Raw genomic sequence first — 26,912 nt, forward strand, 5'->3', positions numbered from 1 at the left:
GTTCTGGGCGACGCGGACAACGTCGTCGCGGAACTCCTGGGGATAGGGCTTGGGCACAGCTGGCATCCTTCCAGGCCGCCCGGCAGGGCAAGCCAGATCAGATGTCACCTACTCGTGCACCAGCCCCAGACTAGTCTCAACGGTGTGGCAACGCGTGGGTTCTGGATTGGCGAGATCCGCGCCTCAGATGGTGTCGCTAGAAAGCTACGAACAAAGCACAACCTGTCAGTTGAGGAAGTCCGGGCGGCGTGTGTCCCGAACCAATACGACCGTGCGGGCTGGGAAGTTGACGAGGTGCACGGGGAGAGGCTGCTGGTGGAGACTCATGATGCGGTGGGGTGGATCAGGGTCATACTCCAGCCAATCGATGTCGAAGATGGGATCTGGCAACTACGGACTGCCTGGAGGAGGATGTGAACATGGAGCAGGTAGGCGACGAGTACGACGATGACTTCGAGATGACGGACGAGGAGTTCGACCGTCGGATGGAGGCTGCGGAACCTGTCCGGTTGGTGCCGGGTCCTCGTGAAGTCCGCATCGAGGCTAAATTCCTTGCATCAGGTTGGGGCGGAACGCCGTACCCGCACGCTACCCAAATTGCGGTGCATGAACCTCAATTGGAAGTGACACTGATTCCACAACGATGACGTACTGGCCGGGAACCTTCGCCTCGAAGCCGATCTTGTGAAAGAAGAAACCGGCTCTGGTTCCTGCGGTTGCCACTTCGGGGACGGGGAGCCTGCTAGAGCCGCTCTTTCCGTCAGGTGTGGTGATGGAGACTTCGACGAACTGCGGATTGTGAAGGTCTCCCTCCTCTGCCTGGATAAGCACAATCAGAAGGGTCTCGATTAGATAGCCCCCTGGCGGTTGCCAAAAATCTGTAAGGACGCCCCCGAGTACATATAGCTTGCCGTCAGCGACAGTAGCGGCCTCCGCCAACATCGCACCGGTAACGATCATTCCTCGAGCCTATGGCATATCGGTTGTCCCGGGGTCCATCGCTAGGCATTGTGCCGATAGAACTGCTGCTGCTGCCGGCTCGTTCGCGCTGACCGCCTCAGGCACTCGTCCCGCGCCGCCCGTCGTACTCCGCCTGCGCGTCACGCACCGTCGGCATGTGGCCCTGCAGCAGATCGATCAACCCCTGCAGTTGGTCGGCGACCTGCCTGCCGAGGGGAGTCAGGTCGTATTCGACCTTCGGCGGGATCGCCTCCAGGACCGTCCGCACGATCATGCCGTCGCGTTCGAGGTTCTGAAGCGTCTGCGACAGCATTCGCTCGCTCACACCGTCAACGCGGCGTCGAAGGGCGCTGAATCGATAGTTGCTCTCGCGCAACGCGATCAGGACCAGCGTGCCCCAGCGGCCGGTGACCGTCTGCAGCGTCGACCTCGACGAGCAGTCGCGTGCGAAGACGTCGGCTTCGAGGGTCGGGTCGTGGTCGGACATGACCTCAGGTTAGCGAAGGTCACAGCGATCAGCTAACTGTTCGTATTGCACTTACGAAAAGTAAGTGCGTACAGTCGAGCCCAGTCACGACGAGAGGAAAGACAACATGACCACAGCAGTGACAGGCGCCACCGGACAGCTCGGCGGGCTGGCGATCGGCGAGCTGCTCGCGCGGGGAGTCCCGGCCGCGGACATCGTGGCGATCGTTCGGGACGAGTCGAAGGCTGCCGATCTGGCGTCGAAGGGCCCTCAGATCCGGGTTGCCTCCTATGACGATCCGGAGGCGCTGCGGCGCGCACTCGACGGTGTCGACAAGCTGCTCCTGATCTCGGGTTCGGAGGTCGGACGTCGAGTTCCGCAGCACACCAACGTGATCGAGGCGGCGGAAGCGGCCGGTGTCGGATTGATCGCGTACACGAGCCTCCTCAACGCCGCTACGAGCGGGCTCGGGTTGGCGCCCGAACACGTGGCCACCGAGAAGCGACTCGGCGAGTCGTCGATCCCCGCGGTGTTCCTCCGCAACGGCTGGTACTGGGAGAACTACCTGCAGGCCATCAGCCAGGCGGTCTCGTCCGGCGCATTGTTCGGTGCAGCGGGCGAGGGCAAGGTCGCCGGTGCCGCCCGCGCCGACTACGCGGCTGCGGCTGCCGCAGTCCTCACCTCCGATGCCGATCAGGGTGGCAAGGTCTACGAACTCGGCGGCGATGAGCGACTCACCTACGCCGACCTCGCGAAGGTCATCGGCGAGGTGGCCGGCAAGACCGTTGAGTATCGTGACCTGCCGGAGGCCGACTACGCGAAGGTGCTCGCCGACAACGGCACCCCGGAGCAGTTCGCCGCCGTGCTGGCGGGTTCCGATGCCGGCATCGCCCGCGGCGAACTCGACACCACCTCAGGCGACCTCCAGACGCTGATCGGCCGGTCGTCGACGCCGTTCGCCCAGATCGTGAAGGCCGCCATCGCCTGACGCTGCGCTGCACCGATGAGTTTCGCTGCGGTTTCGAGTCTGTCCTGGTTGGATTGCCCGACGACAACAGGAATGGATGCCATGGCTCAGCTACTCAGGGTGCAGAACTTCGCGGTCTCGCAGGACGGGATCGGTGCCGGTGAAAATCAGACCTTCGAGCGGCCGTTCGGCGACACCGTCGAACCCTGGGAGATGATGTCCTGGGCAGGGGCCACCGCGAGCTGGCCCAACCGCACCGATCCCGGTGGCACCCGCGGACTCGACGACTACTTCACGCGCGACTTCACCCACAACATCGGTGCGGAGATCATGGGCCGCAACAAGTTCGGGCACCAGCGAGGTCCGTGGGTCGACCATGAATGGCAGGGGTGGTGGGGCGACGAGCCGCCGTTCCACACCCCGGTCTTCGTCCTCACCCACCACCTCCGCCCGTCGTTCACGCTGGGTGAGACCACGTTCCACTTCCTCGACGCCACGCCGGCCGAGGCCGCGGCGAAGGCCAAGGCCGCGGCCGACGGCAAGGACGTACGGATCGGCGGGGGAGTCAGCACCGTCCGGGAGTTCCTCGACGCCGATCTCATCGACACGCTGCACGTCGCGGTCGCACCCGTCACCTACGGGAACGGACTGCGACTGTGGGACTCGCCCGCCGAGTTGGAGGACCGGTTCGAGCACGAGGTGATCCCGAGTCCCAGCGGGGTCACCCATCACTTGTTCTGGCGGAAGTAATGTTTCGCCAACCCCCGGAATGTGCGCTTCGACCGGCGTAGTTGTAGAGGTCATGACGGAACTCGCCGACAAGGCCAAGACTCTGCTCGAACTCCACAAGCCCGGAGACCCGGTGATCCTGCCGACGGTGTGGGATGCGTGGTCGGCGAATCTGGCGGTGTCCGCCGGGTTCGCCGCACTCACCGTCGGCAGTCACCCGGTGTCGGACTCGATCGGCAAACCCGACAACGAGGGCATCACCTTTGGAGAGCTCACGACTCGGATCAAACAGATCACCGCCGCGGTCGACGTCCCGATCTCCGTCGACATCGAATCCGGTTACGGCGAGGACCCGAAGACCCTGATCGACGGCCTCATCGACGCCGGCGCCGTCGGTCTCAACATCGAGGACACCGTCCACAGCGAGGGCGGGCGACTCCGCGAGGCGCAGGAGCACGCCGACTTCGTGGGCGGACTGCGTGCGGCGTCGGACGCCACCGATGTCCACGTCGTCGTCAATGCCCGCACCGACCTGTTCCTCAAGCAGGTCGGCGACGAATCCGACCGCGTCGACCGCGCCATCGCGCGGATGAAGCTCTGCGCGGAGGCCGGTGCCGACGTGCTCTATCCCGTCGGTTTCCACGACGACGCCACCCAGAAGCGGCTCGCCGACGAACTTCCGCTGCCGGTCAACGCCATCGGGCACCCGACCAAGAACAACAAGGCGGCACTCGCCGCGCTCGGCGTCGGACGCGTGAGCTTCGGTCCGCTGTTCCAGATGGTGCTCGCCGAACGCGCCGCCGAGGTTCTCGCTCCCTGGAAGTAGGCACGACCGGCGCGAATCGGGCACGAACTGTCGGAGGCCCGGTTTACCGTCGGAATATGGCACTCACCAAGAGCGAACGAGAAGCGTTTCTGGCAGAACCACACGTCGCGGCCCTGTCCGTGGAAGCCGAACCCGAGAGGGCTCCGCTGACGGTGCCGATCTGGTACCACTACGAACCCGGCGGACGACCATGGCTGCTCACCGGCACCGAGTCGCGGAAGCTGAACCTCATCCGGGCGGCGGGGCGGTTCACCCTCATGGTCGACGAGGTGTCGCCGCGCCTCATGTACGTCTCGGTGTCCGGGAATGCCATCGACATGGTCGCCGGAACCCGGGACGACCTGCGCGAGATGGCATCTCGTTACCTTCCGCCGCAGGCCGTCGAACCGTACATCGAGATGGCCGAGAAGGAACACGGTCCGCAGACCAAGGTGTACCTCGACCCTCAGCAGTGGGTGTCGCTGGACCTCGGCAGCCTCGGCGATCTGCCGGCGGTATGACGCCGGACACAGCGCCCACAGCGGCATCGCTACATTGAACCCATGCCGAAGCCCCGTCAGACCTCCGACGCCCCCGACGCCACCACGGTGACGCCCGACGTCGAAGACGGCGTGACCCCGCTCGACGGCGACCACTTCCTGCAGGCCAACCGCACGAACCGGGAGAAGTACCGAGCCGAGGCGGAGGCCAAGGCGGCGAAAGCGGCCCGCAGGGCGGCCCGTCGCGGGGAGGCGGTCGATGCCGACGCCGCGCTCGAGGGCACGATCGACTCCGACGAGACGATCGCGAAGGACCGCTCACCACGCAAGCTCGACCCGGCCGCGGCGTCGGGCAAGAGCGACCGCTGGACCGGTTGGGCGACGAGTCTCGGCAAGAAGACCTGGGCGGTCGTCGCGCTGGTGGCGGTCGCCGTCATCCTCGCGGCGTCGACCGCGGTGTTGGCTGTCGCCTACGTCGATGCCGACCGTCGGGCAGACACTGCGGCCGGGGCGATCGACTCGACGATCCTCGACACCGCACGCAAGTACGCCGCCGAGATCACCACCTACAACTCGGCCGACTACTCCGACCTCGACCGCAGAATCCGCGAGATCTCCACTCCCGCGTTCACCCAGACCTACATCGAGTCCTCGCAGGACGCCCGAAAGGGCTCCACCGAGGCAGCGGCCGTGTCGACCGCGAAGGCCGACAACGCCGGAATCATGTCGCTCGACGACGAGAAAGCCGTCGTGCTCGTGACACTCGACCAGGCCGTCAAGTCGCCGCAGACCGCACAGGAGTTCCCCGACGGGTTCCCGTACCAGACACGCGTCAAGGTGACCCTGGTGCAGCAGGACGGTCGCTGGCTGATGGACGACTTCGCGGTGCTGTAGGGGTTGCGTTCCCGCCCAACAGGATCCGCGCCGACAGCGCCTCGATGCGTTCGGGGGAGGGTTGTGGCCGCAGCCGCGACAGGTCGGTGACGACGTTGAGTGCCGCGTGCACCAGGAATCGCGCGTGGGTGATCGGTAGGTTCGCTCGCTCGCGACTCATCCAGGTCGCCCATTCATCGACGGTGATGCGCTGCTGATGGCGCAGCGCATCCCGGGCCTCGGGGGTGGCGTGTCCGATCTCGGTCTCGTAGACGCTGATCAGATCGGTTGAGCTGCAGGTCAGTCGAACGTATCGGCGCATCATGCCGACGAGTGCCTCGTGCGGCGTCGACGCATCGGCGAGGGCCTCGGCGATGGCGGCCGTGACGCGGTCGGTCGCCCGCCAGAACGCGGCCTCGAGGATCGCGACCTTGCTCGGGAAGTGGCGGTACACGCCGGACGCCGGAAGGCCCGCGGCATGCGCAATGTCCTCGATGGTGACGTCGCGGAAGCCGCGGGCGGCGAACAGGTTGATCGCCTCGGTCAGGATGATCTCGCGCTTCGCCGCCGGTGCGAGGCCGTGAGCGGCGGGAGCCGGCGGTCCCACCGGATCGGGGAGGTCGACGTCGAGCAGGTCGAACGCGGCATCGGAGATGAGGGTGGTGACCTCGCGCGCCGGCAGCGAGGAGTGATGGGTCGTCGGGCTGGCCGCGACGCTGGTCATCGCGGCGACGGTCAGATTGGCGTCGGCATCGCGGAGGTCGGGACGCAGGCGCCGCGCCGCCGCGCGAACACGGCGGTGCTGGTGCACGACGACATCGCGGACGAGGTCCCGGTCGGCCGGTGCGAGGTACCGGGACTCCCACCGGTACAGGCCACCCGTGCGGCGGTTCTCGAAGGAGGCCGCGGTGATCGCCACGAGCAGCTCGCGCAGTTCGTCGTCGCCGCCGGGCTCCACCGCATCGAGCGCCGACCGGAGCGACCGTGCGAGGACAGCGGTGGTCTCGGCGAACAGCGCGTACTTGTTGGGGAAGTGCCGGTAGAGCGCGGGCGCGGAGATCCCGACCGCGTCGGCGATGTCGTCGAGCCGAACCGCGTGATAACCGCCGTCGCTGAAGGCCTTCGCTGCCGCGTCGACGATGAGTCGCCTGCGGTCGGCCGGACGGCGTCGTCGGGCGCCCGGTGCACCTGGCTGGGACGTGTCGGAGGTCGACGTCCCCGGGCGCACGGTCATGGCGTCACACTTTAGCCGGATACGACGTTCACGAGCGATTTTCGAGCCTATAGGTCGAAAAGTCCAGAGAGGGGCGTTGATAGGCGCGTATAAGTTAACCAAGATTCTCGTGATCTGCGTCGCACTGTGGTAGTACTCTAGGCGTTGGCACAGATCCGATGATCTGTGTCTATCTGTCCGGTCACCAGTGGGGAGAACAGTGAGCGACGAGACCAGCCAGGCAATCGTGACCTCGGTCGACGACCGAGGAGTCGCGCGGCTGACGATTTCCCGCCCAGAGAAGATGAATGCTCTCGACACCGAGGCGAATTACGGCATCAAGGCTGCGATGGAGGAGTGGTCGAAGCGCGACGACGTCCGCGTCATCGTCATCGACGGTGCCGGCGGGAGCTTCAGCGCCGGAGCCGACGTGGTCTCCATCAACTCGCAGTCGACCGCGAACGGGTCGTCGGGGCTGGATCCCAACCAGGCCCGCGGGATCATCTCGGCCGGGTCGGAACTTGCACGCGCGGTGCGCTCGGCCCAGGTTCCGGTCATCGCCTCCGTCGACGGACCGGCAGCGGGCATCGGTGCCTCGCTGGCCCTCGCCGCCGACCTCATCTACACGACGAAGCGGTCGTACTTCCTGCTCGCCTTCATCAACATCGGCCTGATGCCCGACGGTGGCGCGTCGATGCTGTTCACCTCCGCGGTGGGTCGGGTTCGGGCCAACGAACTCGCACTCCTCGGCGAGAAGCTCCGCGCCCCTGAGGCTTTCGCGGCGGGACTGGTCAATGGCGTCTACGACGACCGGCCCGGGCTCGACGAAGCAGTCGACAAGGTCGCCGCGAAACTGGCAGGCAAGAGCCGGTCCGCGCTGCGCCTGACGAAGTCGGCGCTCGACGCCCACACCATGTCCGGCTTCGAAGCCGCCATCGAGCGGGAACTCGAGGGGCAGACCGAACTGCTGCAGTCGCCGGAGTTCCAGGCGGCCATCGCCGCCTTCGCCGGCAAGAAGTGAGCTTCGGCCGACGCCGAACACCCACCACCAGAGACATTTTCACCACCACGTTCGACACGACGACAGACAACAAGGAGACCGATCGTATGACCGCGACCGTCGACACCGTCACCGACCTCGCCACCGAGCCGCTGCGTTCGCGCCGCAACCACTGGAACAACCAGATCAAGCGCCACGCCTTCATGAACCCCGAGGGCCCTGCCCTGAAATTCCAGGGCGAGGTCACCACCTGGAAGGAACTCGACGAGCGGACCCGTGCCTTCGCCGCCGCCCTGACCCGTCGCGGCGTCGAGTTCGGCGACCGCATCCTGGTGGTCCTGCTGAACCGCAGCGAATACGTCGAAGCGGTGTTGGGCGCCAACCTCATCGGCGCCATCCCGGTGCCGGTGAACATCCGCATGAGCCCGGCCGAGATCGCGTTCCTCGTGAACGACAGCGGTGCCAAGGTGATCGTCACCGAGACGATGCTCGCCCCGCTCGCCGACGCCGTCGCCGCGTCGACCAACGCGATCGACCACATCGTCGTCGTCGGCGGATCGGACAACGACAGCCACCTCGACTTCGAGGCGCTGGTCGCCGAGGACTCCTCGGACCTGCCCGAGATCGACGTCCCCGAAGAGACCGTCGCGCTGATCATGTACACCTCGGGTACCACCGGAAAGCCCAAGGGCGCCATGCTCACCCACACCAACATGCAGGCGCAGGCGGTGACCTGTCTGCAGGCACTGCAGACGCGATCCGACGACATCGGATCGTGCGTCGCGCCGATGTTCCACATCGCGGGACTCGGCGCGATGGCGCCGCTGTTCTACATGGGTGCGCTGTCGGTCATCCATCCGCTCGGTGCCTTCGACCCGAACGACATGCTCGACACCATCGAGAAGGAGGGCACCACCTCGATTTTCCTCGTGCCCGCCCAGTGGCAAGCCGTCTGTGCCGCCCAGCAGGCCAAGCCGCGAGACCTGAAGCTGCGCGTCACCAGCTGGGGCGCCGCCCCTGCCTCGGACACCGTGCTGCGGGCGATGAACGAGACCTTCCCCGACGCGCTCAACGTCGCCGTCTTCGGTCAGACCGAGATGTCGCCGATCACCTGCGTGCTCGAGGGAAAGGATGCGATGAACAAGATCGGTTCCATCGGCAAGGTCGTGCCCGCGGTGACCGCGCGCATCATCGACCCCGAGGGCAACGACGTCAAGCAGGGCGAGGTCGGCGAGATCGTCTACCACGGGCCCAACATGATGAAGGGCTACTGGCAGAACGAGCAGGGCACCGCCGACGCGTTCGCCTGCGGCTGGTTCCACTCGGGCGACCTCGTGCGCGAGGACGAGGACGGCTTCCTCTACGTCGTCGACCGCGCCAAGGACATGATCATCTCGGGCGGCGAGAACATCTACTGCGCCGAGGTCGAGAACGTCCTGTTCGGTCACCCGAGCATCAGCGAGGCCGCCATCATCGGCCGCGCGCACGAGAAGTGGGGCGAGGTGCCGGTGGCGGTCGTCGTCCTGGCCGAAGGCGTCACCGACCTGGCCCTGGCCGACCTCGAGCCCTACCTGAACGAGAACCTGGCCCGCTTCAAGCACCCGAAGGGCCTGGTCATCGTCGACGAGCTGCCGCGCAACGCCGGTGGCAAGGTCGTCAAGCCGACCCTGCGGGCGAGCTACGGCTCCAAGGACGCCGGTCTGGCCGACTGACCGTGTCGAGGTGTCCCGGCGCCGGATTCGGTGATCGGGCGGGTGCCGGTGGCGATGGAACACGGACTAGGACACGTTTCAATTTTGTGATTGAGTGACTACAGTCACAAGCGACGGCAACGTCGCTCGACGGACTTCCCGGGGCGAGTTTGTTGCCGGGTTCGAACGGAGGAGACCAGTGAAGACAAAGGGCGCGCTGCTGCGCGAGCACAACAAGCCGTGGGCGATCGAGGATATCGAGATCGGCGATCCCAAGGCCCACGAGATCAAGATCAAGATGGAAGCGGCGGGCATGTGCCACTCCGACCATCACCTGATGACCGGCGGCATCCCGATGGCCGGGTTCCCGATCCTGGGTGGCCACGAGGGTGCGGGCGTCGTCGCCGAGGTAGGCGAGGGTGTCACCGACTTCGAGGTCGGCGACCACGTTGTGCTGTCGTTCATCCCGTCGTGCGGCAAGTGTCCGTCGTGTCAGTCGGGCATGGCCAACCTGTGCGACTTCGGCGCCATGCTGCTGCAGGGCGAAGCGGTGTCGGACAACACGTTCCGAATCCAGACGGCAGCCGGCGAGAACGTCTACCCGATGACCCTGCTGGGCACCTTCGCGCCCTACATGGTGGTCCACGAGGCGTCGGCAGTGAAGATCGACAAGGACATCCCGTTCGAGGTCGCCGCACTGTGTGGCTGCGGTATCCCCACCGGCTACGGCTCGTCGACCCGCAGCGGTGACGTCCGTCCCGGCGAGGACGTGGCGATCGTCGGTGTCGGCGGCGTCGGTACGGCAGCCCTCCAGGGCGCCGTTATCTCGGGTGCCCGCAACGTGTTCGCCATCGACCCGGTCGAGTGGAAGCGTGAGCAGGCGCTGAAGTTCGGTGCCACCGCGGCATTCGCGTCGGTCGAAGAGGCTGCGATGGCGATCGCGGAGACCACCCACGGCGGCATGTGCCAGAAGGTGATCGTCACCGTCGGCGAGGTCCACGGCAAGGACGTCGATCTGTGGATGGGCATCACCGCCAAAGGTGGCACCTGTGTGCTGACTGGCATGGGCAACATGCTCGAAAGCGACGTGACGCTGAACCTCGCGATGCTGACGCTGCTGCAGAAGAACCTGCAGGGCTCCATCTTCGGTGGCGCCAACCCGAAGCTCGACATCCCGCAGCTGCTGTCGATGTACAAGATCGGCAAGCTCAACATCGCCGACATGATCACCCGCCAGTACCGTCTGGACCAGATCAACGAGGGCTACCAGGACATGCTGGACGGCCGCAACATCCGCGGCGTCATCCGCTACACCGAAGAGGATTGGTGAGCCCTGTGCCCACCGGCCGGTACGCGGGCACGGGTAACGTGACCCGATGTGTCGGTCCTTGAATCTCTGACGGAATGGCCTGTCGACAATGTGTCGGCGGCGATCATCACCCGCGACGGGGTCGCCGAGGAATTCGGCGACCCCGTTCGCGTCTACGAACTCGCCTCGGTCACCAAACTCCTGGTCGCCGAGGCGATTCTGGTGGCCGTCGAAGAGGGAGCGGTCGAACTCGACGATCCGGCCGGTCCTCCCGGGGCGACCATCCGGCACCTCCTGGCACACGCGTCGGGACTCGCCTTCGACTCACGGGACCTCGAGGCCGGGGTGGGGGAGAAGCGCATCTATTCGAGCGCAGGCTTCGAGATCCTGGCCGAGACGGTGGAGCAGGCCGCGGGCATCGGCTTCGCGGAGTACCTGGCCGACGCCGTCTGCGCACCGCTTGGCATGAAGTCCACCGAACTGTACGGGCCCGCCGGGCACGGGGCGCGGTCCACCACCACCGATCTCGCGCATTTCGCGCAGGAACTCCTCGCGCCTCGACTGCTGGCACCGGAGACCCTCGCCGACGCGACATCGGTCCAGTTCCCAGGACTCGACGGCTTTGTTCCCGGCTACGGCAGGCACCGCCCGAACGACTGGGGCCTCGGGTTCGAGATCCGATCGGCGAAGTCCCCGCACTGGACCGGGACGGGCAACTCGCCCCGGACCTTCGGGCACTTCGGTCAGGCCGGCACCTACCTCTGGGTCGACCCCGAGTTGCAGGCGGCATGCGTCGTCCTCACCGACCGGGCCTTCGGGCCGTGGGCGAAACCGTTGTGGAGCGAGTTCAACGACCGGGTCGTCAGTGAACTTTCGTCACAGAAATGAACCTTTCTCGCACGAGAAACTAGCGCAACACGCGCATCATGGGGCACAATGAATCCCACGAGTGTGATATCCGAAGTCGCGAGGTGTGTTGGGGAAGACGTTCCTCGTCGACAACGGAGGTGAAAAGGTGCGCAATCTGAACCAGTTTGCGGACATGACAACAGGAGTGGTCTACATCCACTCGGCGCCGGTGGCGCTGTGCCCACACGTGGAGTGGGCTCTGTCGTCGACCCTGAACGCGCGCGCGAACCTTAAATGGTCGGCCCAGGACGCCGAACCGGGTATGCAGCGTGCAACAGTCGACTGGGCAGGGCCGGTCGGGACAGCGGCACGTCTGGTGACCGCTCTGCGCGAATGGTCGGCGCTGCGGTTCGAGGTCACCGAGAACCCGAGCGAGGGTGTCGACGGCGAGCGCTACAGCTACGTGCCGGGTCTGGGGCTCTGGCGCGGATCGACCAGTGCCAACGGCGATGTCATCATCGGCGAGAACCAGCTGCGCTCGATGATCGAATCGCAGCCCGACAGTGCCGGTCTCGCCGGCGAACTCGAAGCCGCTCTCGGTTCGGCCTGGGACGACGCGCTCGAGCAGTACCGCATGGGCGGTGCCGGGGCCGAGGTCACCTGGTTGCAGCAGCGGGTCGGCTGACCCTTCGAGACGCGCCCTCCGCAAGCTCCGGGCGCTCCTCAGGGAGCGAGGGAGACGCTCCGCAAGCTCCGGGCGCTCCTCAGGGAGCGAGGGAGACGCTCCGCAAGCTCCGGGCGCTCCTCAGGGAGCGAGGCGGCGTCCTCGGTTGTGAGGAACGACACGCCCGGCAGGCACGAGACGAGGTTTCGTCGGCGCAAGAAGTGGGAAACTTCCTGACGCTGCGGAGAATACAGACTTCCCAGGGAGCGCGGTGATTCGTCCCGCGAGCTCAGGGACACACGAGAAACGCCACCGGTGAGAACCGGTGGCGTTCTTCGTGTGTCCGTCCGCTGATCAGAGCGGGATGTTCTTGTGACGTCCGCGTCGAGCGGGGGCGGCCGCGAGTGCCTCGGCGATGATGCTGCGTGTGCGGGCCGGGTCGATGATCTCGTCGACGACGCCGATCGACTGTGCGCGTCCCACACCGCCGGCGATGGCCTCGTGTTCGGCGGCCAGTCGGTCGTGGAGGGCTTCACGCTCGTCGTCGGGTGCGGCGGCGAGGGCCTTCTTGTGCAGGATGCCGACGGCGGCCTTGGCTCCCATGACGGCGACTTCGGAACCGGGCCAGGCGAATACGGCCGTGGCACCGAGCGCCCGCGAGTTCATGGCGATGTAGGCGCCGCCGTAGATCTTTCGCGTCACGAGGGTGACGCGGGGGACCGAGCACTCGGCGAAGGCGTGGAGGAGTTTGGCGCCGCGTCGGACGACGCCGTTCCATTCCTGTCCGACGCCCGGCAGGTAGCCGGGGACGTCGGTGAGGACGATGAGCGGGATGCCGAAGGCATCGCAGAGGCGGACGAACCGGGAGGCCTTCTCGGCGCTCTCCGAATTCAGGCAGCCGCCCATGCGCAGCGGGTTGTTGGCGATCACGCCAACGCTGCGGCCGGACAACCGGCCGAACCCGATCACGATGTTCGGCGCCCACTTCGCCTGCAGCTCTTCGAAACTGGAGATCTCGGTCTCGCCGTCGGCGGCGAGTGCCGTGTCCAGCAGCTTCTCGACGACCGGGTGGACGTCGTAAGCGCGGCGGGCGGATTCGGGCAGCAGGGCCTTCAGGTCGGTGTCACCGGCCGCGGCCAGTTCACGGTTGAAGTGGCCCTGCTGACTGAATGTCGAGACGAGACGTCGCGCGCGCCACAGGGCGTCGGACTCGGAGTCGGCCACGATGTGGCAGACGCCGGACTTCTTGCCGTGAGTGGTGGGGCCGCCGAGCGACTCCATGTCGACGTCCTCGCCGGTGACGCTGCGGACCACATCCGGCCCGGTGACGAAGACGCGACCGGCCGGGGCCATGATCACGATGTCGGTGAGGGCGGGTCCGTAGGCCGCGCCGCCGGCCGCGAAGCCGACGACCACGGAGATCTGCGGGATGTATCCGGAGGCCCGGACCATCGCCTCGAAGACCTGACCCACGGCGTGCAACGCCTCGACACCCTCGGCGAGGCGGGCGCCACCCGAGTGCCAGATGCCGATGACCGGCGCCTGCTCGGAGATGGCGGTGTCGATGGCGTTGACGATGTGAGCACACCCGACGACACCCATGGCACCACCCATGACGGTGCCATCGGTGCAGTAGGAGACCGTGCGAACGCCGTTGACCAGGCCGACCGCGGCCTGGACCCCGGACTTGTCGCGAGGATGCAGCAACGACATGGTGCCTTCGTCGAAGAAGTTCGTCAGCCGCAACAGCGGGTCGCGGGGATCGGCGGCTTCTTCGCGGCCGGCCATGGGAGCCAAGGTCGTCATCGCAGTCTCCTCCAAGGGTGTCGGGCGTGGTTCGTCTCAGGCACTACCGAGATCGGCGGGGAGCCGACGTTCAGTAGCGACCGAAGGCGAGCGCCACGTTGTGCCCACCGAAACCGAACGAGTTGTTGATCGCGTAGTCGATCTGTCCGTAACGGGGTTCACCGTGGACGACGTCGATGTCGCATTCCGGGTCCTGGTTCTCGAGGTTGAGGGTCGGCGGGATGACGCCTTCCTCGACACTCTTGATGGTCAGGACCGACTCGAGCGCACCCACCGCACCGATCGAGTGTCCCAGAGCGGACTTCGGCGCGTAGATCGCAGCATGCTGACCGATGGCAGCGGTGATACCGGCGGCCTCGGCGGTGTCGCCGATCGGGGTCGACGTCGCATGCGCGTTGATGTGGGTGATGTCGGACTTCTGGAGACCGGCGGTCTGCAGTGCCCGCGTCATCGCGCGGGCGTTGCCCTGACCACTGGGGTCCGGGGCAACCAGGTGGAAGCCGTCGGAGGTGATGCCGGAACCGAGCAGGCGTGCGTGGATGCGCGCACCGCGGGCCCGAGCGTGCTCCTCGCGTTCGAGGATGAGCATCGCGGCACCTTCGCCGAAGACGAAGCCGTCGCGGTCCTTGTCGAACGGACGAGAGGCGGCAGCGGGGTCCTCGTTGCGGGTGCTCATCGCACGCATCATCGAGAACGCGGCGATCGGCACCGCGTCGATCTGTCCCTCGACGCCACCGGTGACGACCATGTCGGCGTCACCCATGACGATGTGGCGCCATGCGTGTGCGATCGACTCGGCACCCGACGAGCACGCCGAGACCGGGGTGATCACGCCCGCGCGGGCGCCGATGTTCAGGCCGACGACGGCGGCCGGGCCGTTGGGCATGGCCATCGAGACGGCCAGCGGGGACACCTTGCGGTAGTTGCCGGTGCCTTCCATGGCCTTGACGGCGTCGATCATCGCGTCGCCGCCACCCTGGCCGGTGCCGATGACCACGGCGAGACGGTCGGGATCGACCTCGGGCTCGCCGGCCTGCGTCCAGAGACGCTTGCTCAGCACGTGGGCGATGCGCTCGACGTAGGCCATCCGACGAGATTCGACTCGCGTGACCTCTTCGGACGGATCCTTCAGCAGCCGACCGCCGATGCGCACCGGCAGGTTGTACTTGGTGATGAAGTCGTCGGTCAGCTCGCGGATGCCCGACTCACCCGCCAGCAGGTTTTTCCACGTCGAGTCGAGATCCTCGCCGAGCGAGGTGGTCGCCACCATGGAGGTGACGACCACGCTCGGGAAGTTCCCACCCAGCGTCGAGTAGTCGCGGAGGGAGGGGGAGCTCATCAGTTCTGGTCTGCCTCGACCTGGGCTTTGATGGCAGCCGCAGCCTCGGGGTTCTCGCTCTCGAGCTTCTGGATGTACGAGACGGCGTCGCCGACGGTGCGCAGACCGGCGAGGTCCTCATCGGGGATCTTCACGCCGTACTTGTCCTCGGTCTGCACCGCGATCTCGACCATGGACAGCGAGTCGATGTCCAGATCGTCGACGAACGACTTCTCCATCGTCACCTCGGACGGCTCGATGCCGGTGACTTCCTCGATGATCTCGGCGATGCCGGCAATGAGTTGTTCCTGGGTGGCAGCCACTGTATGGTTCCCTTTCGTGTTCGGGTTGATGATTCCGGAGCGTCTGACGGACGTGTAGTCCGCGCGCTTGGACAGATCGGCGCCGGGCGCCGATCTTCCGGGGGTCGCGGACTAACCGCGACCGCTATCCAAGTTCTGCGATCTTCGCGATGTCGCGGGGCTCCTTGAGAGCCAGCGATGGGGTGCCTTTCAGCTCACGCTTGGCGATCCCCACGAGCGTGCCCGCCGGTGGCAGTTCCACGACGGCGGTGGCCGAGTTGTCCCGCAGGTACGCCGAGCAGAGATCCCAGCGGACCGGCCTGGTGACCTGGCCTACCAGTTTTGTCAGTGCGTCGACGCCATTCGTTACAGGCTGACCGTCCGAGTTGGACAGCAGCGTGCGATTCGGGTCGGCCGGGGTGATCTTCGCCGCCGCGGCGGCGACCGCGTCCTGCGCCGGGGCCATGAAGTGGGTGTGGAACGCGCCGGCGACCGCGAGCTTGCGGATGCGGGCTTTCTCCGGCGGCGAGGCGATGAGCTCGTCGATCTTCTCGACGGCGCCGGCCGCGACGATCTGACCGACCGCGTTGCGGTTGGCCGGGACGAGCTCGAGCTCCTCGAGGCGGGCGAGTACCGCGGCCTCGTCGCCACCGAGAACGGCGGCCATGGTGGTGGGCACCAGGGCACAGGCCTTGGCCATCTCGGCGCCGCGGATCGCGGCGAGGGTGACGGCCTCGTCGGCGGAGATGACGCCGGTGATGGCAGCGGCGGCGAGCTCACCGACCGAGTGGCCGGCGACGGCCGCGTCCGCGGGCAGTTCACCGTTCTTGCGGACCTCGTCGAAGGCGAGGAGGGCGGCGACGACGACCAGCGGCTGGGTCACCGCGGTGTCGGTGATCTCCTCCGCGGTGGCGGTGGTACCGAGTCTTTCCAAGTCCAGTTGAGTGAGCTTGGACCACGTGGCGATCTGATCACGGGTGCCGGGCAGGTCGAGCCACGGCGTGAGCATGCCGGGTGTCTGGGAACCCTGGCCGGGAGCAAGCAACGAAAGCACGTGACCAGAGAACACCCTTTGCCCGCCCCATGTGGGTGTGGAGAAGCATGAACCTTGATGCCGGGTTTTGTGGGGTTCCCACAAACTTGACCTCAGTGTCACCTGCTTCGTCATCAGGCTGAGATTCGTTACCGAAACGTGCTCTTAAGGCTCTTATCAGCATAAATTGTGAATCGGACATGTTGCCAGTGTGACTCATGGTGCAGGAGGGTCCGATTTGTGCCTTAAGTGTGTCAGACGACCGACAGTCGTCGCGATCCGTAGTACATACGCATCTCGTGGGTTTGTCGGATCGCGGCGTGTGATTTCCGCAATTTTTTTCAGTCTGTACCGGACCGTATTTGGATGTATGTACAGAACGCGCGCGCAGGATTCGACCGATCCGCCAGAGTCGAGGTAGGCCTCGAGCGTCGTGGTCAGTGTGGTGCCTCCCGTGGAGAGCGGACTGACCACCGATTCGACCAGGGCGGCGACCGCCGATTCGTCACCGTTGAGAGCTCGCTCGGGGAGCAGTTCGAGACTGTGGACCGGGCGGGGTGCACTCGGCCAGCCCACCACCGCTTCGATCGCCGCCATCGCCTCGGCGGCGCTGGCATGGGCGCTCCCCAGGTTCGGCATGGTCGGTCCGATGACCACCGGGCCGTCGGCGAAGTGGGAGAGAAGAGCCGAGACGAACTTCTCCGTGGGGCGTGCGGGACCGCTGACGATGGCGACGAGCACCGAACCCTGGACCACCGACAGTGCCGACCGGTCGAAGTGTCTTGCAGTGTTGTGGATGGCCAGCGGCACCGACACGTTCTGTTCGGGTGGCGGGGTCCCGACGATGACCGTCGCCGGGGCGTCGGAGTCCCAGTTCAGGGCTGCCGCGCGGGAGAGGAGCTGGGGGCCGGTGTCGCCGCGGACCACGGCGTCGACGACCAGGGCCTCGAGCCGGGAGTCCCACGCGCCGCGCGATTCCGCGGCTGATGCGTAGATCGCGGCGGCGGCGAAGCCGATCTCGCGCCCGTATCTCAGGACCGACTCGGTGAGTGCGCGGAGCTGGGCGTCGTTGCGAGCAAGCAGCGGCAGCCACTTCTCGAAGAACTCCATGGCCACGCGGACCATCTCGACGGTCTGTAGCAGCGTGATACGTCTGGCAAGGTCCTGCGGCACCACCTGGAACGCCTGGACCGTGAACTTGACGTTGCCCTCGGGGTCCTGGATCCACTCGACGAAGTTCACGACCGCCGTCTGCACGACGAGCTGGACACTCGCGCGCTGCGCGGCGTCGAGGTCGCCGAAGTACGGCAGTTGGTCCTGCATGGAGTGGACCGCCTCGGTGGCGAGGCGTCCGCTGTACTGCTTGACCCGCCGAAGAAGCGTGTCCGGCAGCGCGTCGTGCACGGTGGCAGGGGCCGGTACATGGGCACCCCGCTCACCGAACACGTCAGCCGGCGGTGTTGTGGGCTGATTCACTCGCGCGTCGGACACGTTCTCAATCTAGTCCCCGGAAACCGCCGCGCCGGGATCGCTGGTCTGTCCGGGTGCGGCGGTCCGGTGCCGAACTAGGCCACGCCGGGATCGCTGGTCTGCTCCGGAGCGGCCGCGACGTCGTCGATCTGGTACTTGTCCGCGGCCTGCTTGGCCACCGACATGGCGATGTGACCGTCGCGGGCGAGGGCGACCAGTACCGCGACCACGATCGACTCGGCGTCGACGTTGAAGAAGCGTCGTGCCGCCGGCCGGGTGTCGGAGAAACCGAATCCGTCGGTGCCCAGCGTCAGGTACGTGCCGGGCAGGTAGGCGCGGATCTGCTCCTGGACGCCGCGCATGTAGTCGCTGACGCCGACGAACGGGCCGGCCGCGTCGGCCATCAGCTCGGTCAGGTAGGCGGGTGCGGGCTCGCTGCCCGGATCGCGCAGCGCCTGCCGGTCGGCGCGGATACCGTCTCGGGCCAGTTCGCTCCACGACGTCACCGAGTACACGTCGGCGCCGACGTTCCACTCCTCGGCGAGCAGCTCGGAGGCACGCAGCGCGTCGGGCATGGTGATCCCGGAAACCAGGATGTTGGCCGGGTACTCCTTGTTCTCCGGGGCCTTCTGGAACAGGTAGCCGCCCTTGACGATGCCCTCGTGGTCGACGTGCTCGGGCTTCGCCGGCTGGCTGATCGGCTCGTTGTAGACGGTGATGTAGTAGAAGACGTTCTCCGGGTCCTCGCCGTACATGCGCTTGAGACCGTCGTCGACGATGTGGCCGAGTTCGTAGGCGAACGCCGGGTCGTAGGCGACGACGGCCGGGTTGGTCGCGGCGAGCAGCGGCGAGTGGCCGTCGGCATGCTGCAGACCTTCACCGGTGAGCGTCGTACGGCCGGCGGTCGCGCCGATGACGAAGCCGCGCGCCATCTGGTCGGCGGCCGCCCAGAAGCTGTCGCCGGTGCGCTGGAAGCCGAACATCGAATAGAAGATGTACAGCGGGATCATCGGCTCGTCGTGCGTCGCATACGACGTGCCGACGGCGGCGAAGCTGGCCGCCGAACCGGCCTCGTTGATGCCCTCGTGCAGGATCTGGCCCTCGGAGCTCTCCTTGTAGGCGAGCATCAGCTCGGCGTCGACCGAGGTGTAGAGCTGTCCGTTGCGGTTGTAGATCTTCAGGGTCGGGAACCACGAGTCCATACCGAAGGTGCGGGCCTCGTCGGGGATGATCGGCACGATGCGCTTGCCGATCTCCTTGTCGCGCAACAGATCCTTGAAAACGCGGACCAGTGCCATGGTGGTCGCGACCTGCTGCTTGCCCGAGCCCTTCTCGGTGGTCTTGAGCGCCGACGACGTGTCGGCCTCGAGGACCTTGGCCTTGGTGCGGCGGCTCGGCAGGAAGCCGCCGAGGGTCTTGCGGCGATCCAGCATGTACTGGAGTTCCGGCGAATCCTTGCCGGGGTGGTAGTACGGCGGCAGGTACGGATCCTTTTCGAGCTGCTCGTCGCTGATCGGGATGCGCGTGCTGTCGCGGAAGGCCTTGAGGTCGTCGAGCGTCAGCTTCTTCATCTGGTGGGTCGCGTTGCGTCCCTCGAAGTGCTTGCCGAGCGTGTAGCCCTTGATCGTGTGCGCCAGGATCACCGTCGGCTGGCCCTTGTGGGTCATGGCGGCGGCGTAGGCGGCGTGGATCTTGCGGTAATCGTGGCCGCCGCGCTTGAGGTTCCAGATCTCCGCGTCGGAGAGATCCTTGACGAGCTCCTTGGTCCGGGGGTCGCGATTGAAGAAGTGCTCGCGGACGAAGGCGCCGTCGTTGGCCTTGTAGGTCTGGAAATCGCCGTCGGGCGTGGTGTTCATCAGGTTGACCAGGGCACCGTCGCGGTCGGCGTGCAGCAGCGCATCCCACTCGCGGCCCCAGATGACCTTGATGACGTTCCAGCCGGCGCCGCGGAAGAACGACTCCAGCTCCTGGATGATCTTGCCGTTGCCGCGCACCGGGCCGTCGAGCCGCTGCAGGTTGCAGTTGACGACGAAGGTGAGGTTGTCGAGACCCTCGGTGGCCGCGAAACTCGCGAACCCGCGCGACTCCGGCTCGTCCATCTCACCGTCGCCGAGGAACGCCCAGACGTGCTGGTCGGAGGTGTCCTTGATGCCGCGGTCGTGCAGGTAGTGGTTGAAGCGCGCCTGGTAGATCGCGTTCATCGGGCCGAGGCCCATGGAGACGGTCGGGAACTCCCAGAAGTCGGGCATCAGCCGCGGGTGCGGATACGACGGCAGGCCGCCGCCCTCACCGGCGTGGCTGTGTTCCTGCCGGAAGCCGTCCATGCGGGCCTCGCCGATGCGGCCCTCGAGGTAGGCGCGGGCGTAGATGCCGGGCGAGGCGTGGCCCTGGATGAAGATGTGGTCGCCGCCGCCGGAGTGGTTCTTGCCGCGGAAGAAGTGGTTGAAGCCGACCTCGTAGAGCGACGCCGACGACGCGTATGTCGAGATGTGGCCGCCCACACCGACTCCCGGGCGCTGGGCGCGATGCACCATGATCGCGGCGTTCCAGCGGATCATCTGACGGAAACGGCGTTCGACCTCCTCGTCACCGGGGAACCAGGGTTCCGCCTCGGTGGGGATGGTGTTCACGTAGTCGGTGGAGGTGAGTGCGGGGATCGACACCCGCTTCTCGCCGGCACGTTCGAGGAGCCGCAGCATCAGGTAGCGCGCCCGCCCGGGGCCGGCGGCGTCGAGCAGTGCGTCGAACGAATCGAGCCACTCGGTGGTCTCGTCGGGGTCGATGTCGGGCAGATAGGACGCGACTCCCTCGCGGATGACGCGGACTCGTTGTCCGCTTCGTCCGGCAGCACGTCCGTTGGAGCCCGGGCCGGCGTGCTCGCTCGGAATCGTGTCCTGCGTCGCCTGGTCCATCTGGTCGGTCACGGTGATGCCTACTCCCTCTGACAGGCCGGACTCGGGGTGGTGGTCCGGCTGCATGGCGTATGACACCGCAGCTCTTTGTTGTGCGGTGTCACCCCTCATCGTGCCCCATGTGAGTTGGCTTGGCACTGGGTGGATCTGTGTAGGCTGTCGCGATCGCGGGGGTGCTGTAGCGTCCTTGCAGCGTTACTGATGAGTAGGGGGAAAGCGATGCTGGGCACAGGGGAGGCCAGGCCCGGCCGCAGCGGACATCGGGGTGTCCGGGCGAGCATGACGGTCGGCATGGCATTAGGGGGAATCATGTTGTCGGCGTGTACGTCCACGGTCGGAGGTACGGGTGTTGCGGCACCCGGTGAGGTGGCGATCTACCGGTCGGAGGTGTCGGCGTCGGCGGCCGCGCAGGTGCGGACCGAGGGCGTCGAGCTCTGCCGGGAGTCGATGTCGTCGATGGTCGTGATGGTGCGCGGCTACAACACCTTCATCAAGCGGCTCAACACGACGCACTCGTATCCGGAGGTCGGGGACCTCGCCGACAAGGCGCGGGCGAGCCTGATCGCCGGTGCCGATCAGATCCGGCCGAAGATCACCGACACGTCGCCGCCGGAGATCGCGACCCCGGCGCGAACGTTCCTCGACACGACGGCGCGTCTCGAGAACGCGATCCGCAAGGAGCAGCGCACCGAACTCAACCCGGTGTCGGGACAATGGACACGCGACAAGGCGCGCCTCCTCGAGGTGTGCGGCCAGTACACGCCGGTGCCGGCGGCCTCGTCGGCGACGCCCCGTTCATCGGTCACCACCACTCCGGCGCCGACGAGCCCCGGTCGCTGAGCGGGCACGGGTGGTGTGGCCGGCGAAAAAGAAACGCCCGAAATCGAGTGACGTCGGTCGGCTTGCAATGTGAGGCTCTAGGCTGTTGCCTATGCTGACAAGCGAGTTGGCGTACACAGATGTCCATACCGGCGACGGAAAGAACGTCCCATCACCCTCAGGAGGTCACGCGCGGTGGTAGCCGCCACAGACGGTACGGGCAGCAACGCCCAAAAACTGGGCTTGAAGGCCGGCTTGGTCGTGCAGGAAGTCGGCTGGGACGAGGACACGGACGACGAGCTCCGAGCCGACATCGAGGACGCGATCGATGCCGAGATGGTCGATGAGGACGCCGACGACGTCGTCGACGTCGTCGTCCTCTGGTGGCGCGAAGGCGACGGAGACCTCGTCGACGCGCTGATGGACGCCATCGGACCGCTTGCCGAAGACGGATACGTGTGGGTGTTCTCGCCCAAGACCGGTAAACCGGGATACGTGGATCCGAGCGAGATCGCCGAGGCGGCCCCCACCGCGGGCCTGACCCAGACATCGGCGATCAGCCTGGGGGATTGGTCGGCAGCCCGACTCGTTCAGCCCAAGGCCCGCTCGGGCAAGAAAGCATGAGCGATGCTCTGCCCACCGAGCCGCTGAGCGTCGGTGACCAGGCACCTGATTTCGAACTCCGGGATCAGAACAACCAGCTCGTGTCCCTGAGCACGTTGCGCGCCGAGCGCAACGTGCTCGTGGTCTTCTTCCCGCTCGCGTTCACCGGCACCTGCCAGGGCGAACTGGGTTACATCCGCGACCAGCAGCCGCGCTTCGAGAACGACGACGTGACCACCGTGACGATCTCGGTGGGTCCGTCCCCGACGCACAAGGTCTGGTCGGCGGCGCAGGGCTTCCTGTTCCCGCTGCTGTCGGATTTCTGGCCGCACGGTGACGTGGCGAAGGCCTACGGCGTGTTCAACTCCGACCGTGGCTACGCGAACCGCGGCACGTTCCTCGTCAACCGCGAGGGTGTCATCGTCTACGCCGACATGGTCGGGCCGGGCGAGGTGCGGGAGAACAACGTGTGGGACAAAGCCCTGGGCGCTGTTGGCTGATCCATAGCTCCAAGCCGCGCTGGGCGCGGGTTGGAGCTATGAATCGTGGTGCGCGCAAAGGGATTCGAACCCCTGACCGCTGGTGTGTAAGACCAGAGCTCTACCGCTGAGCTATACGCGCGCGGAGTGCCGAGAGTGTCACTCGCGAGAATGAATCTAGCCGGTCGGGACCGATCGCCCAAACCGCGGGGCCGCGACCGGCGAACCTCACTTCGACCTGCAGACTTCGATCGACGTCTGCAGGTCGAGATGAGGTTCGCCGGTCGGCGGCTCAGGCGAAGATCGGCGGAAGGGCAAGTACCATGATCGCGCCCCAGATGACGTGGGTGATCGCGGGCGCGAGGACCCCGGCGGTGCTGCGCCGCAGGATCGCGCAGACGGTACCCAGGACGGCGCCGGCGAAGCCGAGCATCACGTTGCCGCTGGCCATGGTGACGAGCACGTAGATGACCGTCGACACCAGGACCGGGTTGTGGGGGCGCGCCGCCGAGTAGACCGAGCCGCGGAAGAACAGCTCTTCCGCGAGGCCGTTGACCACGGTGATCAAGGTGACGATGGCGAGGCTGCCGTAGTCGGCGAAGGCGAGCACCTTGTTCGCCAGGTCGCTGACCCCGGGGATCATCCGGACGAGCAGGCCGCCGACGACGAAGGCCGCACCGACCGCGAGGCCGACGACGACGCCCAACCCCACCGCCCCGAGACGATCCGGCGGACGGGACGCCGTCGGGCTGTAGGCGCCGAGCCGCAGCTTGCCCGAGGTGAGCGCCCCGACGGTCCACACCGCCGCCAAGGCGACCGTCAGCGGATAGAACGCGGTGTCGCCCGGCTCCACGCGCAACGAGACGCCGAGCACGATGGCCCCGATGACGAGGAAGACACCGACGAGCCAGCGGCGTCGGACGTAGTGGGAACCGGGATCGGGATCACGATCCGCGGCTATGGAGTTGTAGAGGTCGCGCGCCAGTGCAGTCACCAGCAGTCGTCACCACCTAGGTCGGTCGTCAACGGACACGGGTCATTCACGGACGGGTCGGCAGAAGAGCTCCGGCGATCTTCGCCGACACCCGCAGCGTGCCACCGATCGTCCCACCGATGCTGCGTTTGACGCGCAGCCAGTCGCCGCCGGCCCACGCGGGGTCGGTGTCGGCGAGGTGGTGCAGGTCGTGCAGATCGCAGACGGACCGGGGATACGGCGATTCGACGGACGCGCGCACGGCGTCGCGCATCGGTGTCAGACCGCCCTCGGGCGGCGGCACCAGTTCGCGGATGCTGTGCTCCGATGCCGTCATCGAATGGTCCAGCGACGTCACCAGTTCCTCGGTGAGCGACGCCGGGACCGGCACGAACATGCCGCCGAGTCGTCCGGCGAGGCGGGTGCTGACCCCGAATACCGGGAGCCGCAACCGCGGGAAGCGGACCGCGGAGATGTACTCGTGCAGGATCGAGATGTAGCGGGCGTGGTCGGGTCCCGAGATGTCGTATTCACCTGGAGGGAGCGAGGATTCGCAGGCTGCGACCAGGTAGTGGATGGCGTCGCGGATCGAGATCGGGTCCATCTCGTTGGTGATCCAGGCAGGTTCGGGGATCACCGGTAAGCGGTCGGCCATGTAGCGGATGATCTCGAACGACGTCGAGCCGGCGCCGATGATGACCGCCGCACGAAGCCAGACCAGTTCCGGGCCGTCCTCGATGACGAGCCCCTCGGCGACGTCGGCGCGGCTCTGCAGGTGCGACGACAGCTTGGCGTCGCCCGGGACGAAGCCGCCGAGATAGATGATCCGGCCGACGCCGGCATCGCGTGCGGCCTCGGCGACGTTGCGTGCCGCGTCGCGATCACCGCTGGCGAAGTCCGCCTGTCCGATCGCGTGGACCAGGTAGTAGATCGCGTCGAGGTGCCCGGCGTCGGTCATCGCCTTCTTGACCGAGATCGGGTCGTCGGCGTCCATGGCCACCTTGGTGACGTCCGACGACCAACCGAATCGGTCCAGCTTGCGGGTGTCCCTGGACGTGACCACGACCTCGTGACCCTGCCTCAGCAATGCGCATACGAGCCGGGATCCCACGTACCCGGTCGCCCCCGTGATGAGTAACCTCATGCCTCCGACCGTAGAGAAGAATCGACGATCCGGTCGGAACAGCAGGTCAGCGCGGTCAGGGCCGGGCGGACATCGCGCGTCGATAACGGTCGGCGACCTGGTCGTGATACTCCGCGACGGCGCCCAGCTCGACGCGCAGTTCGTCGGGTTCGATGACGGTGAAGTCAGCTCCGAAGGCGTGCATCCAGCGTGCGATCGACGTCAGGGAGGTGCTGTAGACGGTCACCTCGCAACTGTTCTCGCCGCCGGATTCCAGGGCACCCCAATAGTGGTGGATCATCGGCGCGACCTCGTCGAGCGGCAGGTGAACGCGGACCCGCGCGGTCGCCTGCTGCTGCACGGCACCGAGACCACGGGCGACGAAGCCTGCCGCGCCGCCCTCCGGCGGCTCGCGCGGGGTGAATCGGGGACCGGTGGGGATCTTCGGTTCCATGCGGTCGACGCGGAAGGAACGCCAGGCGTCGCGGGCGAGATCGAAGCCGACGAGGTACCAGCGATTGCCGTTGCGCACCAGACGAAACGGCTCGACCTCGCGTCGGCTCTCCTCGCCGTCGTTGCGCCGGTAATCGAATCGCAGGCGCTCGTTGCGGTGGCAGGCCGTGGCGATGTCGGTGAGGCGCTCGGCGGGGACCGCGCTCGACGGCGCTTCCCGCGGGATGGCCTCGATCCGCAGTGCATCGAGGCGGTGCTGGAGCCGTGACGGCATGACCTGGCGCAGTTTCGCGAGCGCCCCGGCCGAGGCCTCGGCCATGTCGGCGACCGCGCCCGTCGTCACCGCGTCGAGTCCCAGCGCGACGGCGAGAACCTCTTGATCGTCGAGGAGCAGGGGCGGCATCTCCGCGCCGGCCCCGAGCCGATACCCGCCGCGCGCACCGACATTCGCGTCGACGGGGTAACCGAGCTCGCGGAGCTTGTCGATGTCGCGTCGCACCGTGCGGGTCGTGATGTCGAGGCGTTCCGCGAGCTCCTTGCCCGACCATTCCCGCCGCGTCTGCAGCAGCGACAGCAGGGCGAGCAACCGGGCCGAGGTTTCCAACATGAAGACATCCTGCCGCACGATGCGGACAGATTCGGTCCTCGTTTGGCAGAACGGGGCGGCTTGTCGCGGTGCGTCAATGCGGCTGCCCCGCTCACCGACCCCGATAAGGTTGGTGCGGTCCGGGTCCCGCCGGGCGCACGACCGCAAGGAGCATCCATGCCGACGACCATTCTGCCGCTCGCCGAGGTCACCGAAGGCCTGATCGCCCAGTGGGCCGCGATCGCCGACGTCGCCGCCGCACTCACCGACGAGCAGTGGTCGGCGGCATCGGTGCTGCCCGGATGGACCAACGCCGACATCGTCGCGCACATCATCGGCACCGAGAGCATGCTCGACGGCCGCGACGTGGAAGCCACCCGCACGGTGAGTGCACTCGACCACGTGCGCAACCCGATCGGCGAGCTCAACGAGAAGTGGGTCGACCACTACCGGCCGAAGCCGCGCGCCGAGGTGCTCGCCGCGCTCGACGAGATCATCACGGTTCGCACCGCGGCACTGCGGGCGATGACACAGGAGCAGTTCGACGCCCCGTCGATGACGCCGGCCGGCGCCGACACCTACGGACGCTTCATGCGCATCCGCATCTTCGACTGCTGGACGCACGAGATCGACCTGCGTGACGGCACCGACGGTTCCGCCGTCACCGACCCCGTCCCCGCGTCGTTGGCGCTGGACGAGATCGGCGCGTCACTGCCGTTCGTCGTCGGCAAGCGCGCCGACGCGCCCAAGGGCAGCAAGGTGCTCTTCGACATCACCGGGCTGACCGCGCGAACGGTTCGGATCGACGTCGGTGACCGCGCGTCTCTGGTGGAGGAGTTCGACGGCGGCGACGCGTCGGCCGATGTCCGTCTGCGCATCGACGCCGCGAACCTCGCCCGCTGCGCCGGTGGGCGTCGGGACGCCAGCCCGGACGCGGTGGAGATCGATGGCGACGCCGCGCTGGGGAACGCGATCCTCAACCGGATGAACTACGTGATCTGACCCTCAG

Annotated in this window: 27 protein-coding genes and 1 tRNA gene; 15 read left to right on the forward strand and 13 right to left on the reverse strand. The window is 66.8% G+C overall.

The window, feature by feature from the left end:
- On the forward strand, positions 1-417 hold a 417-nt coding region (locus BJF87_RS23775; RefSeq protein ID WP_222844793.1), incomplete at its 5' end, for a hypothetical protein.
- Between the two features lie 171 nt (positions 418-588).
- Here the strand turns inward: BJF87_RS23775 and BJF87_RS23780 are convergent.
- Positions 589-960 (reverse strand): hypothetical protein, encoded by a 372-nt coding sequence (locus BJF87_RS23780; protein WP_006356768.1) that lies wholly within the window; start codon positions 958-960, stop codon positions 589-591.
- Between the two features lie 97 nt (positions 961-1,057).
- Positions 1,058-1,447: a helix-turn-helix domain-containing protein gene (locus BJF87_RS23785; RefSeq protein WP_006356769.1), complete on the reverse strand. Its 390-nt coding sequence runs from the start codon at positions 1,445-1,447 to the stop codon at positions 1,058-1,060.
- A gap of 106 nt (positions 1,448-1,553) precedes the next feature.
- On the opposite strand from BJF87_RS23785, the gene BJF87_RS23790 reads away from it, so the two are divergent.
- From BJF87_RS23790 to BJF87_RS23810, 5 genes are all read left to right on the forward strand, one after another.
- Positions 1,554-2,414: an SDR family oxidoreductase gene (locus tag BJF87_RS23790; protein ID WP_006356770.1), complete on the forward strand. Its 861-nt coding sequence runs from the start codon at positions 1,554-1,556 to the stop codon at positions 2,412-2,414.
- A gap of 81 nt (positions 2,415-2,495) precedes the next feature.
- Positions 2,496-3,143 (forward strand): dihydrofolate reductase family protein, encoded by a 648-nt coding sequence (locus BJF87_RS23795; protein WP_006356771.1) that lies wholly within the window; start codon positions 2,496-2,498, stop codon positions 3,141-3,143.
- A 52-nt stretch (positions 3,144-3,195) separates the two neighbouring features.
- On the forward strand, positions 3,196-3,948 hold the full coding sequence (locus tag BJF87_RS23800; protein WP_006356772.1) for an isocitrate lyase/phosphoenolpyruvate mutase family protein: 753 nt from the start codon (positions 3,196-3,198) through the stop codon (positions 3,946-3,948).
- A 56-nt stretch (positions 3,949-4,004) separates the two neighbouring features.
- Positions 4,005-4,448 (forward strand): pyridoxamine 5'-phosphate oxidase family protein, encoded by a 444-nt coding sequence (locus BJF87_RS23805; protein ID WP_006356773.1) that lies wholly within the window; start codon positions 4,005-4,007, stop codon positions 4,446-4,448.
- A gap of 42 nt (positions 4,449-4,490) precedes the next feature.
- Positions 4,491-5,321 (forward strand): hypothetical protein, encoded by an 831-nt coding sequence (locus tag BJF87_RS23810; protein ID WP_006356774.1) that lies wholly within the window; start codon positions 4,491-4,493, stop codon positions 5,319-5,321.
- On the opposite strand, the gene BJF87_RS23815 is transcribed toward BJF87_RS23810, so the two are convergent.
- Complete coding sequence (locus BJF87_RS23815; RefSeq protein ID WP_042377154.1) at positions 5,260-6,534, reverse strand: TetR/AcrR family transcriptional regulator; 1,275 nt, start codon at positions 6,532-6,534, stop codon at positions 5,260-5,262. The genes BJF87_RS23810 and BJF87_RS23815 overlap by 62 nt on opposite strands.
- 199 nt (positions 6,535-6,733) lie before the next feature.
- Between BJF87_RS23815 and BJF87_RS23820 the strand changes: the two genes are divergently transcribed.
- The 5 genes from BJF87_RS23820 (at position 6,734) to BJF87_RS23840 (ending at position 12,047) form a co-directional block, all read left to right on the forward strand.
- Positions 6,734-7,534 (forward strand): enoyl-CoA hydratase-related protein, encoded by an 801-nt coding sequence (locus tag BJF87_RS23820; protein WP_075864042.1) that lies wholly within the window; start codon positions 6,734-6,736, stop codon positions 7,532-7,534.
- Between the two features lie 86 nt (positions 7,535-7,620).
- The gene (gene fadD5, locus BJF87_RS23825; protein WP_006356777.1) at positions 7,621-9,225 is read left to right on the forward strand and encodes a fatty-acid--CoA ligase FadD5; all 1,605 of its coding nucleotides are present in this window, start codon (positions 7,621-7,623) and stop codon (positions 9,223-9,225) included.
- 178 nt (positions 9,226-9,403) lie between these two features.
- Positions 9,404-10,534 (forward strand): NDMA-dependent alcohol dehydrogenase, encoded by a 1,131-nt coding sequence (locus BJF87_RS23830; protein WP_006356778.1) that lies wholly within the window; start codon positions 9,404-9,406, stop codon positions 10,532-10,534.
- A gap of 48 nt (positions 10,535-10,582) precedes the next feature.
- Entirely contained in the window at positions 10,583-11,401 is an 819-nt protein-coding gene (locus BJF87_RS23835) for a serine hydrolase (RefSeq protein WP_006356779.1), read from the forward strand.
- 127 nt (positions 11,402-11,528) lie between these two features.
- The gene (locus BJF87_RS23840; RefSeq protein WP_006356780.1) at positions 11,529-12,047 is read left to right on the forward strand and encodes a DUF3145 domain-containing protein; all 519 of its coding nucleotides are present in this window, start codon (positions 11,529-11,531) and stop codon (positions 12,045-12,047) included.
- A 333-nt stretch (positions 12,048-12,380) separates the two neighbouring features.
- On the opposite strand, the gene BJF87_RS23845 is transcribed toward BJF87_RS23840, so the two are convergent.
- The 6 genes from BJF87_RS23845 to aceE all read right to left on the reverse strand — a co-directional run bounded on the left by BJF87_RS23845 (position 12,381) and on the right by aceE (position 20,945).
- On the reverse strand, positions 12,381-13,832 hold the full coding sequence (locus BJF87_RS23845) for an acyl-CoA carboxylase subunit beta (protein WP_006356781.1): 1,452 nt from the start codon (positions 13,830-13,832) through the stop codon (positions 12,381-12,383).
- A 70-nt stretch (positions 13,833-13,902) separates the two neighbouring features.
- Positions 13,903-15,171 (reverse strand): KasA/KasB family beta-ketoacyl-ACP synthase, encoded by a 1,269-nt coding sequence (locus tag BJF87_RS23850; RefSeq protein WP_075864043.1) that lies wholly within the window; start codon positions 15,169-15,171, stop codon positions 13,903-13,905.
- Positions 15,171-15,473, reverse strand: a complete 303-nt coding sequence (gene acpM, locus BJF87_RS23855; protein WP_005200177.1) for a meromycolate extension acyl carrier protein AcpM — start codon at positions 15,471-15,473, stop codon at positions 15,171-15,173. The genes BJF87_RS23850 and acpM overlap by 1 nt, the downstream gene beginning before the upstream one ends.
- A gap of 124 nt (positions 15,474-15,597) precedes the next feature.
- Positions 15,598-16,506 (reverse strand): ACP S-malonyltransferase, encoded by a 909-nt coding sequence (locus BJF87_RS23860; protein ID WP_006356783.1) that lies wholly within the window; start codon positions 16,504-16,506, stop codon positions 15,598-15,600.
- A gap of 195 nt (positions 16,507-16,701) precedes the next feature.
- Positions 16,702-17,976, reverse strand: coding sequence for a CdaR family transcriptional regulator (locus BJF87_RS23865; protein WP_006356784.1), 1,275 nt, complete (start codon positions 17,974-17,976; stop codon positions 16,702-16,704).
- Positions 17,977-18,050: 74 nt separating this feature from the next.
- Positions 18,051-20,945 carry a pyruvate dehydrogenase (acetyl-transferring), homodimeric type gene (gene aceE, locus BJF87_RS23870; RefSeq protein WP_139319590.1) on the reverse strand — a complete coding sequence of 965 codons (2,895 nt, stop codon included), beginning with the start codon at positions 20,943-20,945 and terminating at the stop codon, positions 18,051-18,053.
- 141 nt (positions 20,946-21,086) lie between these two features.
- Here aceE and BJF87_RS23875 point away from each other — a divergent pair, with 141 nt between their 5' ends.
- The 3 genes from BJF87_RS23875 (at position 21,087) to BJF87_RS23885 (ending at position 22,789) form a co-directional block, all read left to right on the forward strand.
- Positions 21,087-21,707: a hypothetical protein gene (locus tag BJF87_RS23875; protein ID WP_035752744.1), complete on the forward strand. Its 621-nt coding sequence runs from the start codon at positions 21,087-21,089 to the stop codon at positions 21,705-21,707.
- 174 nt (positions 21,708-21,881) lie between these two features.
- Complete coding sequence (locus BJF87_RS23880) at positions 21,882-22,310, forward strand: DUF3052 domain-containing protein (protein ID WP_005200172.1); 429 nt, start codon at positions 21,882-21,884, stop codon at positions 22,308-22,310.
- Positions 22,307-22,789, forward strand: coding sequence for a peroxiredoxin (locus BJF87_RS23885; RefSeq protein ID WP_035752743.1), 483 nt, complete (start codon positions 22,307-22,309; stop codon positions 22,787-22,789). The genes BJF87_RS23880 and BJF87_RS23885 overlap by 4 nt, the downstream gene beginning before the upstream one ends.
- A gap of 46 nt (positions 22,790-22,835) precedes the next feature.
- Here BJF87_RS23885 and BJF87_RS23890 read toward each other — a convergent pair.
- From BJF87_RS23890 to BJF87_RS23905, 4 genes are all read right to left on the reverse strand, one after another.
- A tRNA-Val gene (locus BJF87_RS23890) sits at positions 22,836-22,910 on the reverse strand.
- Between the two features lie 150 nt (positions 22,911-23,060).
- Positions 23,061-23,768, reverse strand: a complete 708-nt coding sequence (locus BJF87_RS23895; protein ID WP_042377151.1) for a CPBP family intramembrane glutamic endopeptidase — start codon at positions 23,766-23,768, stop codon at positions 23,061-23,063.
- Between the two features lie 40 nt (positions 23,769-23,808).
- Complete coding sequence (locus tag BJF87_RS23900) at positions 23,809-24,885, reverse strand: NAD(P)H-binding protein (protein ID WP_075864044.1); 1,077 nt, start codon at positions 24,883-24,885, stop codon at positions 23,809-23,811.
- A gap of 55 nt (positions 24,886-24,940) precedes the next feature.
- Positions 24,941-25,924, reverse strand: coding sequence for a YafY family protein (locus tag BJF87_RS23905; protein WP_042377158.1), 984 nt, complete (start codon positions 25,922-25,924; stop codon positions 24,941-24,943).
- Positions 25,925-26,080: 156 nt separating this feature from the next.
- Here BJF87_RS23905 and BJF87_RS23910 point away from each other — a divergent pair, with 156 nt between their 5' ends.
- Entirely contained in the window at positions 26,081-26,905 is an 825-nt protein-coding gene (locus tag BJF87_RS23910) for a maleylpyruvate isomerase family mycothiol-dependent enzyme (protein ID WP_006356791.1), read from the forward strand.
- Positions 26,906-26,912 lie beyond the last annotated feature (7 nt).

It is taken from the genome of Gordonia sp. CNJ-863 (assembly GCF_001942325.1).
Taxonomy (GTDB): domain Bacteria; phylum Actinomycetota; class Actinomycetes; order Mycobacteriales; family Mycobacteriaceae; genus Gordonia; species Gordonia alkanivorans.

Coding starts and splice junctions, on each gene's coding strand:
- BJF87_RS23780 (WP_006356768.1), bottom strand. CDS start 960: ATGATCGTTACCGGTGCGATGTTGGCGGAGGCCGCTACTGTCGCTGAC.
- BJF87_RS23785 (WP_006356769.1), bottom strand. CDS start 1,447: ATGTCCGACCACGACCCGACCCTCGAAGCCGACGTCTTCGCACGCGAC.
- BJF87_RS23790 (WP_006356770.1), top strand. CDS start 1,554: ATGACCACAGCAGTGACAGGCGCCACCGGACAGCTCGGCGGGCTGGCG.
- BJF87_RS23795 (WP_006356771.1), top strand. CDS start 2,496: ATGGCTCAGCTACTCAGGGTGCAGAACTTCGCGGTCTCGCAGGACGGG.
- BJF87_RS23800 (WP_006356772.1), top strand. CDS start 3,196: ATGACGGAACTCGCCGACAAGGCCAAGACTCTGCTCGAACTCCACAAG.
- BJF87_RS23805 (WP_006356773.1), top strand. CDS start 4,005: ATGGCACTCACCAAGAGCGAACGAGAAGCGTTTCTGGCAGAACCACAC.
- BJF87_RS23810 (WP_006356774.1), top strand. CDS start 4,491: ATGCCGAAGCCCCGTCAGACCTCCGACGCCCCCGACGCCACCACGGTG.
- BJF87_RS23815 (WP_042377154.1), bottom strand. CDS start 6,534: ATGACCGTGCGCCCGGGGACGTCGACCTCCGACACGTCCCAGCCAGGT.
- fadD5 (WP_006356777.1), top strand. CDS start 7,621: ATGACCGCGACCGTCGACACCGTCACCGACCTCGCCACCGAGCCGCTG.
- BJF87_RS23845 (WP_006356781.1), bottom strand. CDS start 13,832: ATGACGACCTTGGCTCCCATGGCCGGCCGCGAAGAAGCCGCCGATCCC.
- BJF87_RS23850 (WP_075864043.1), bottom strand. CDS start 15,171: ATGAGCTCCCCCTCCCTCCGCGACTACTCGACGCTGGGTGGGAACTTC.
- BJF87_RS23875 (WP_035752744.1), top strand. CDS start 21,087: ATGCTGGGCACAGGGGAGGCCAGGCCCGGCCGCAGCGGACATCGGGGT.
- BJF87_RS23885 (WP_035752743.1), top strand. CDS start 22,307: ATGAGCGATGCTCTGCCCACCGAGCCGCTGAGCGTCGGTGACCAGGCA.
- BJF87_RS23900 (WP_075864044.1), bottom strand. CDS start 24,885: ATGAGGTTACTCATCACGGGGGCGACCGGGTACGTGGGATCCCGGCTC.
- BJF87_RS23905 (WP_042377158.1), bottom strand. CDS start 25,924: ATGTTGGAAACCTCGGCCCGGTTGCTCGCCCTGCTGTCGCTGCTGCAG.
- BJF87_RS23910 (WP_006356791.1), top strand. CDS start 26,081: ATGCCGACGACCATTCTGCCGCTCGCCGAGGTCACCGAAGGCCTGATC.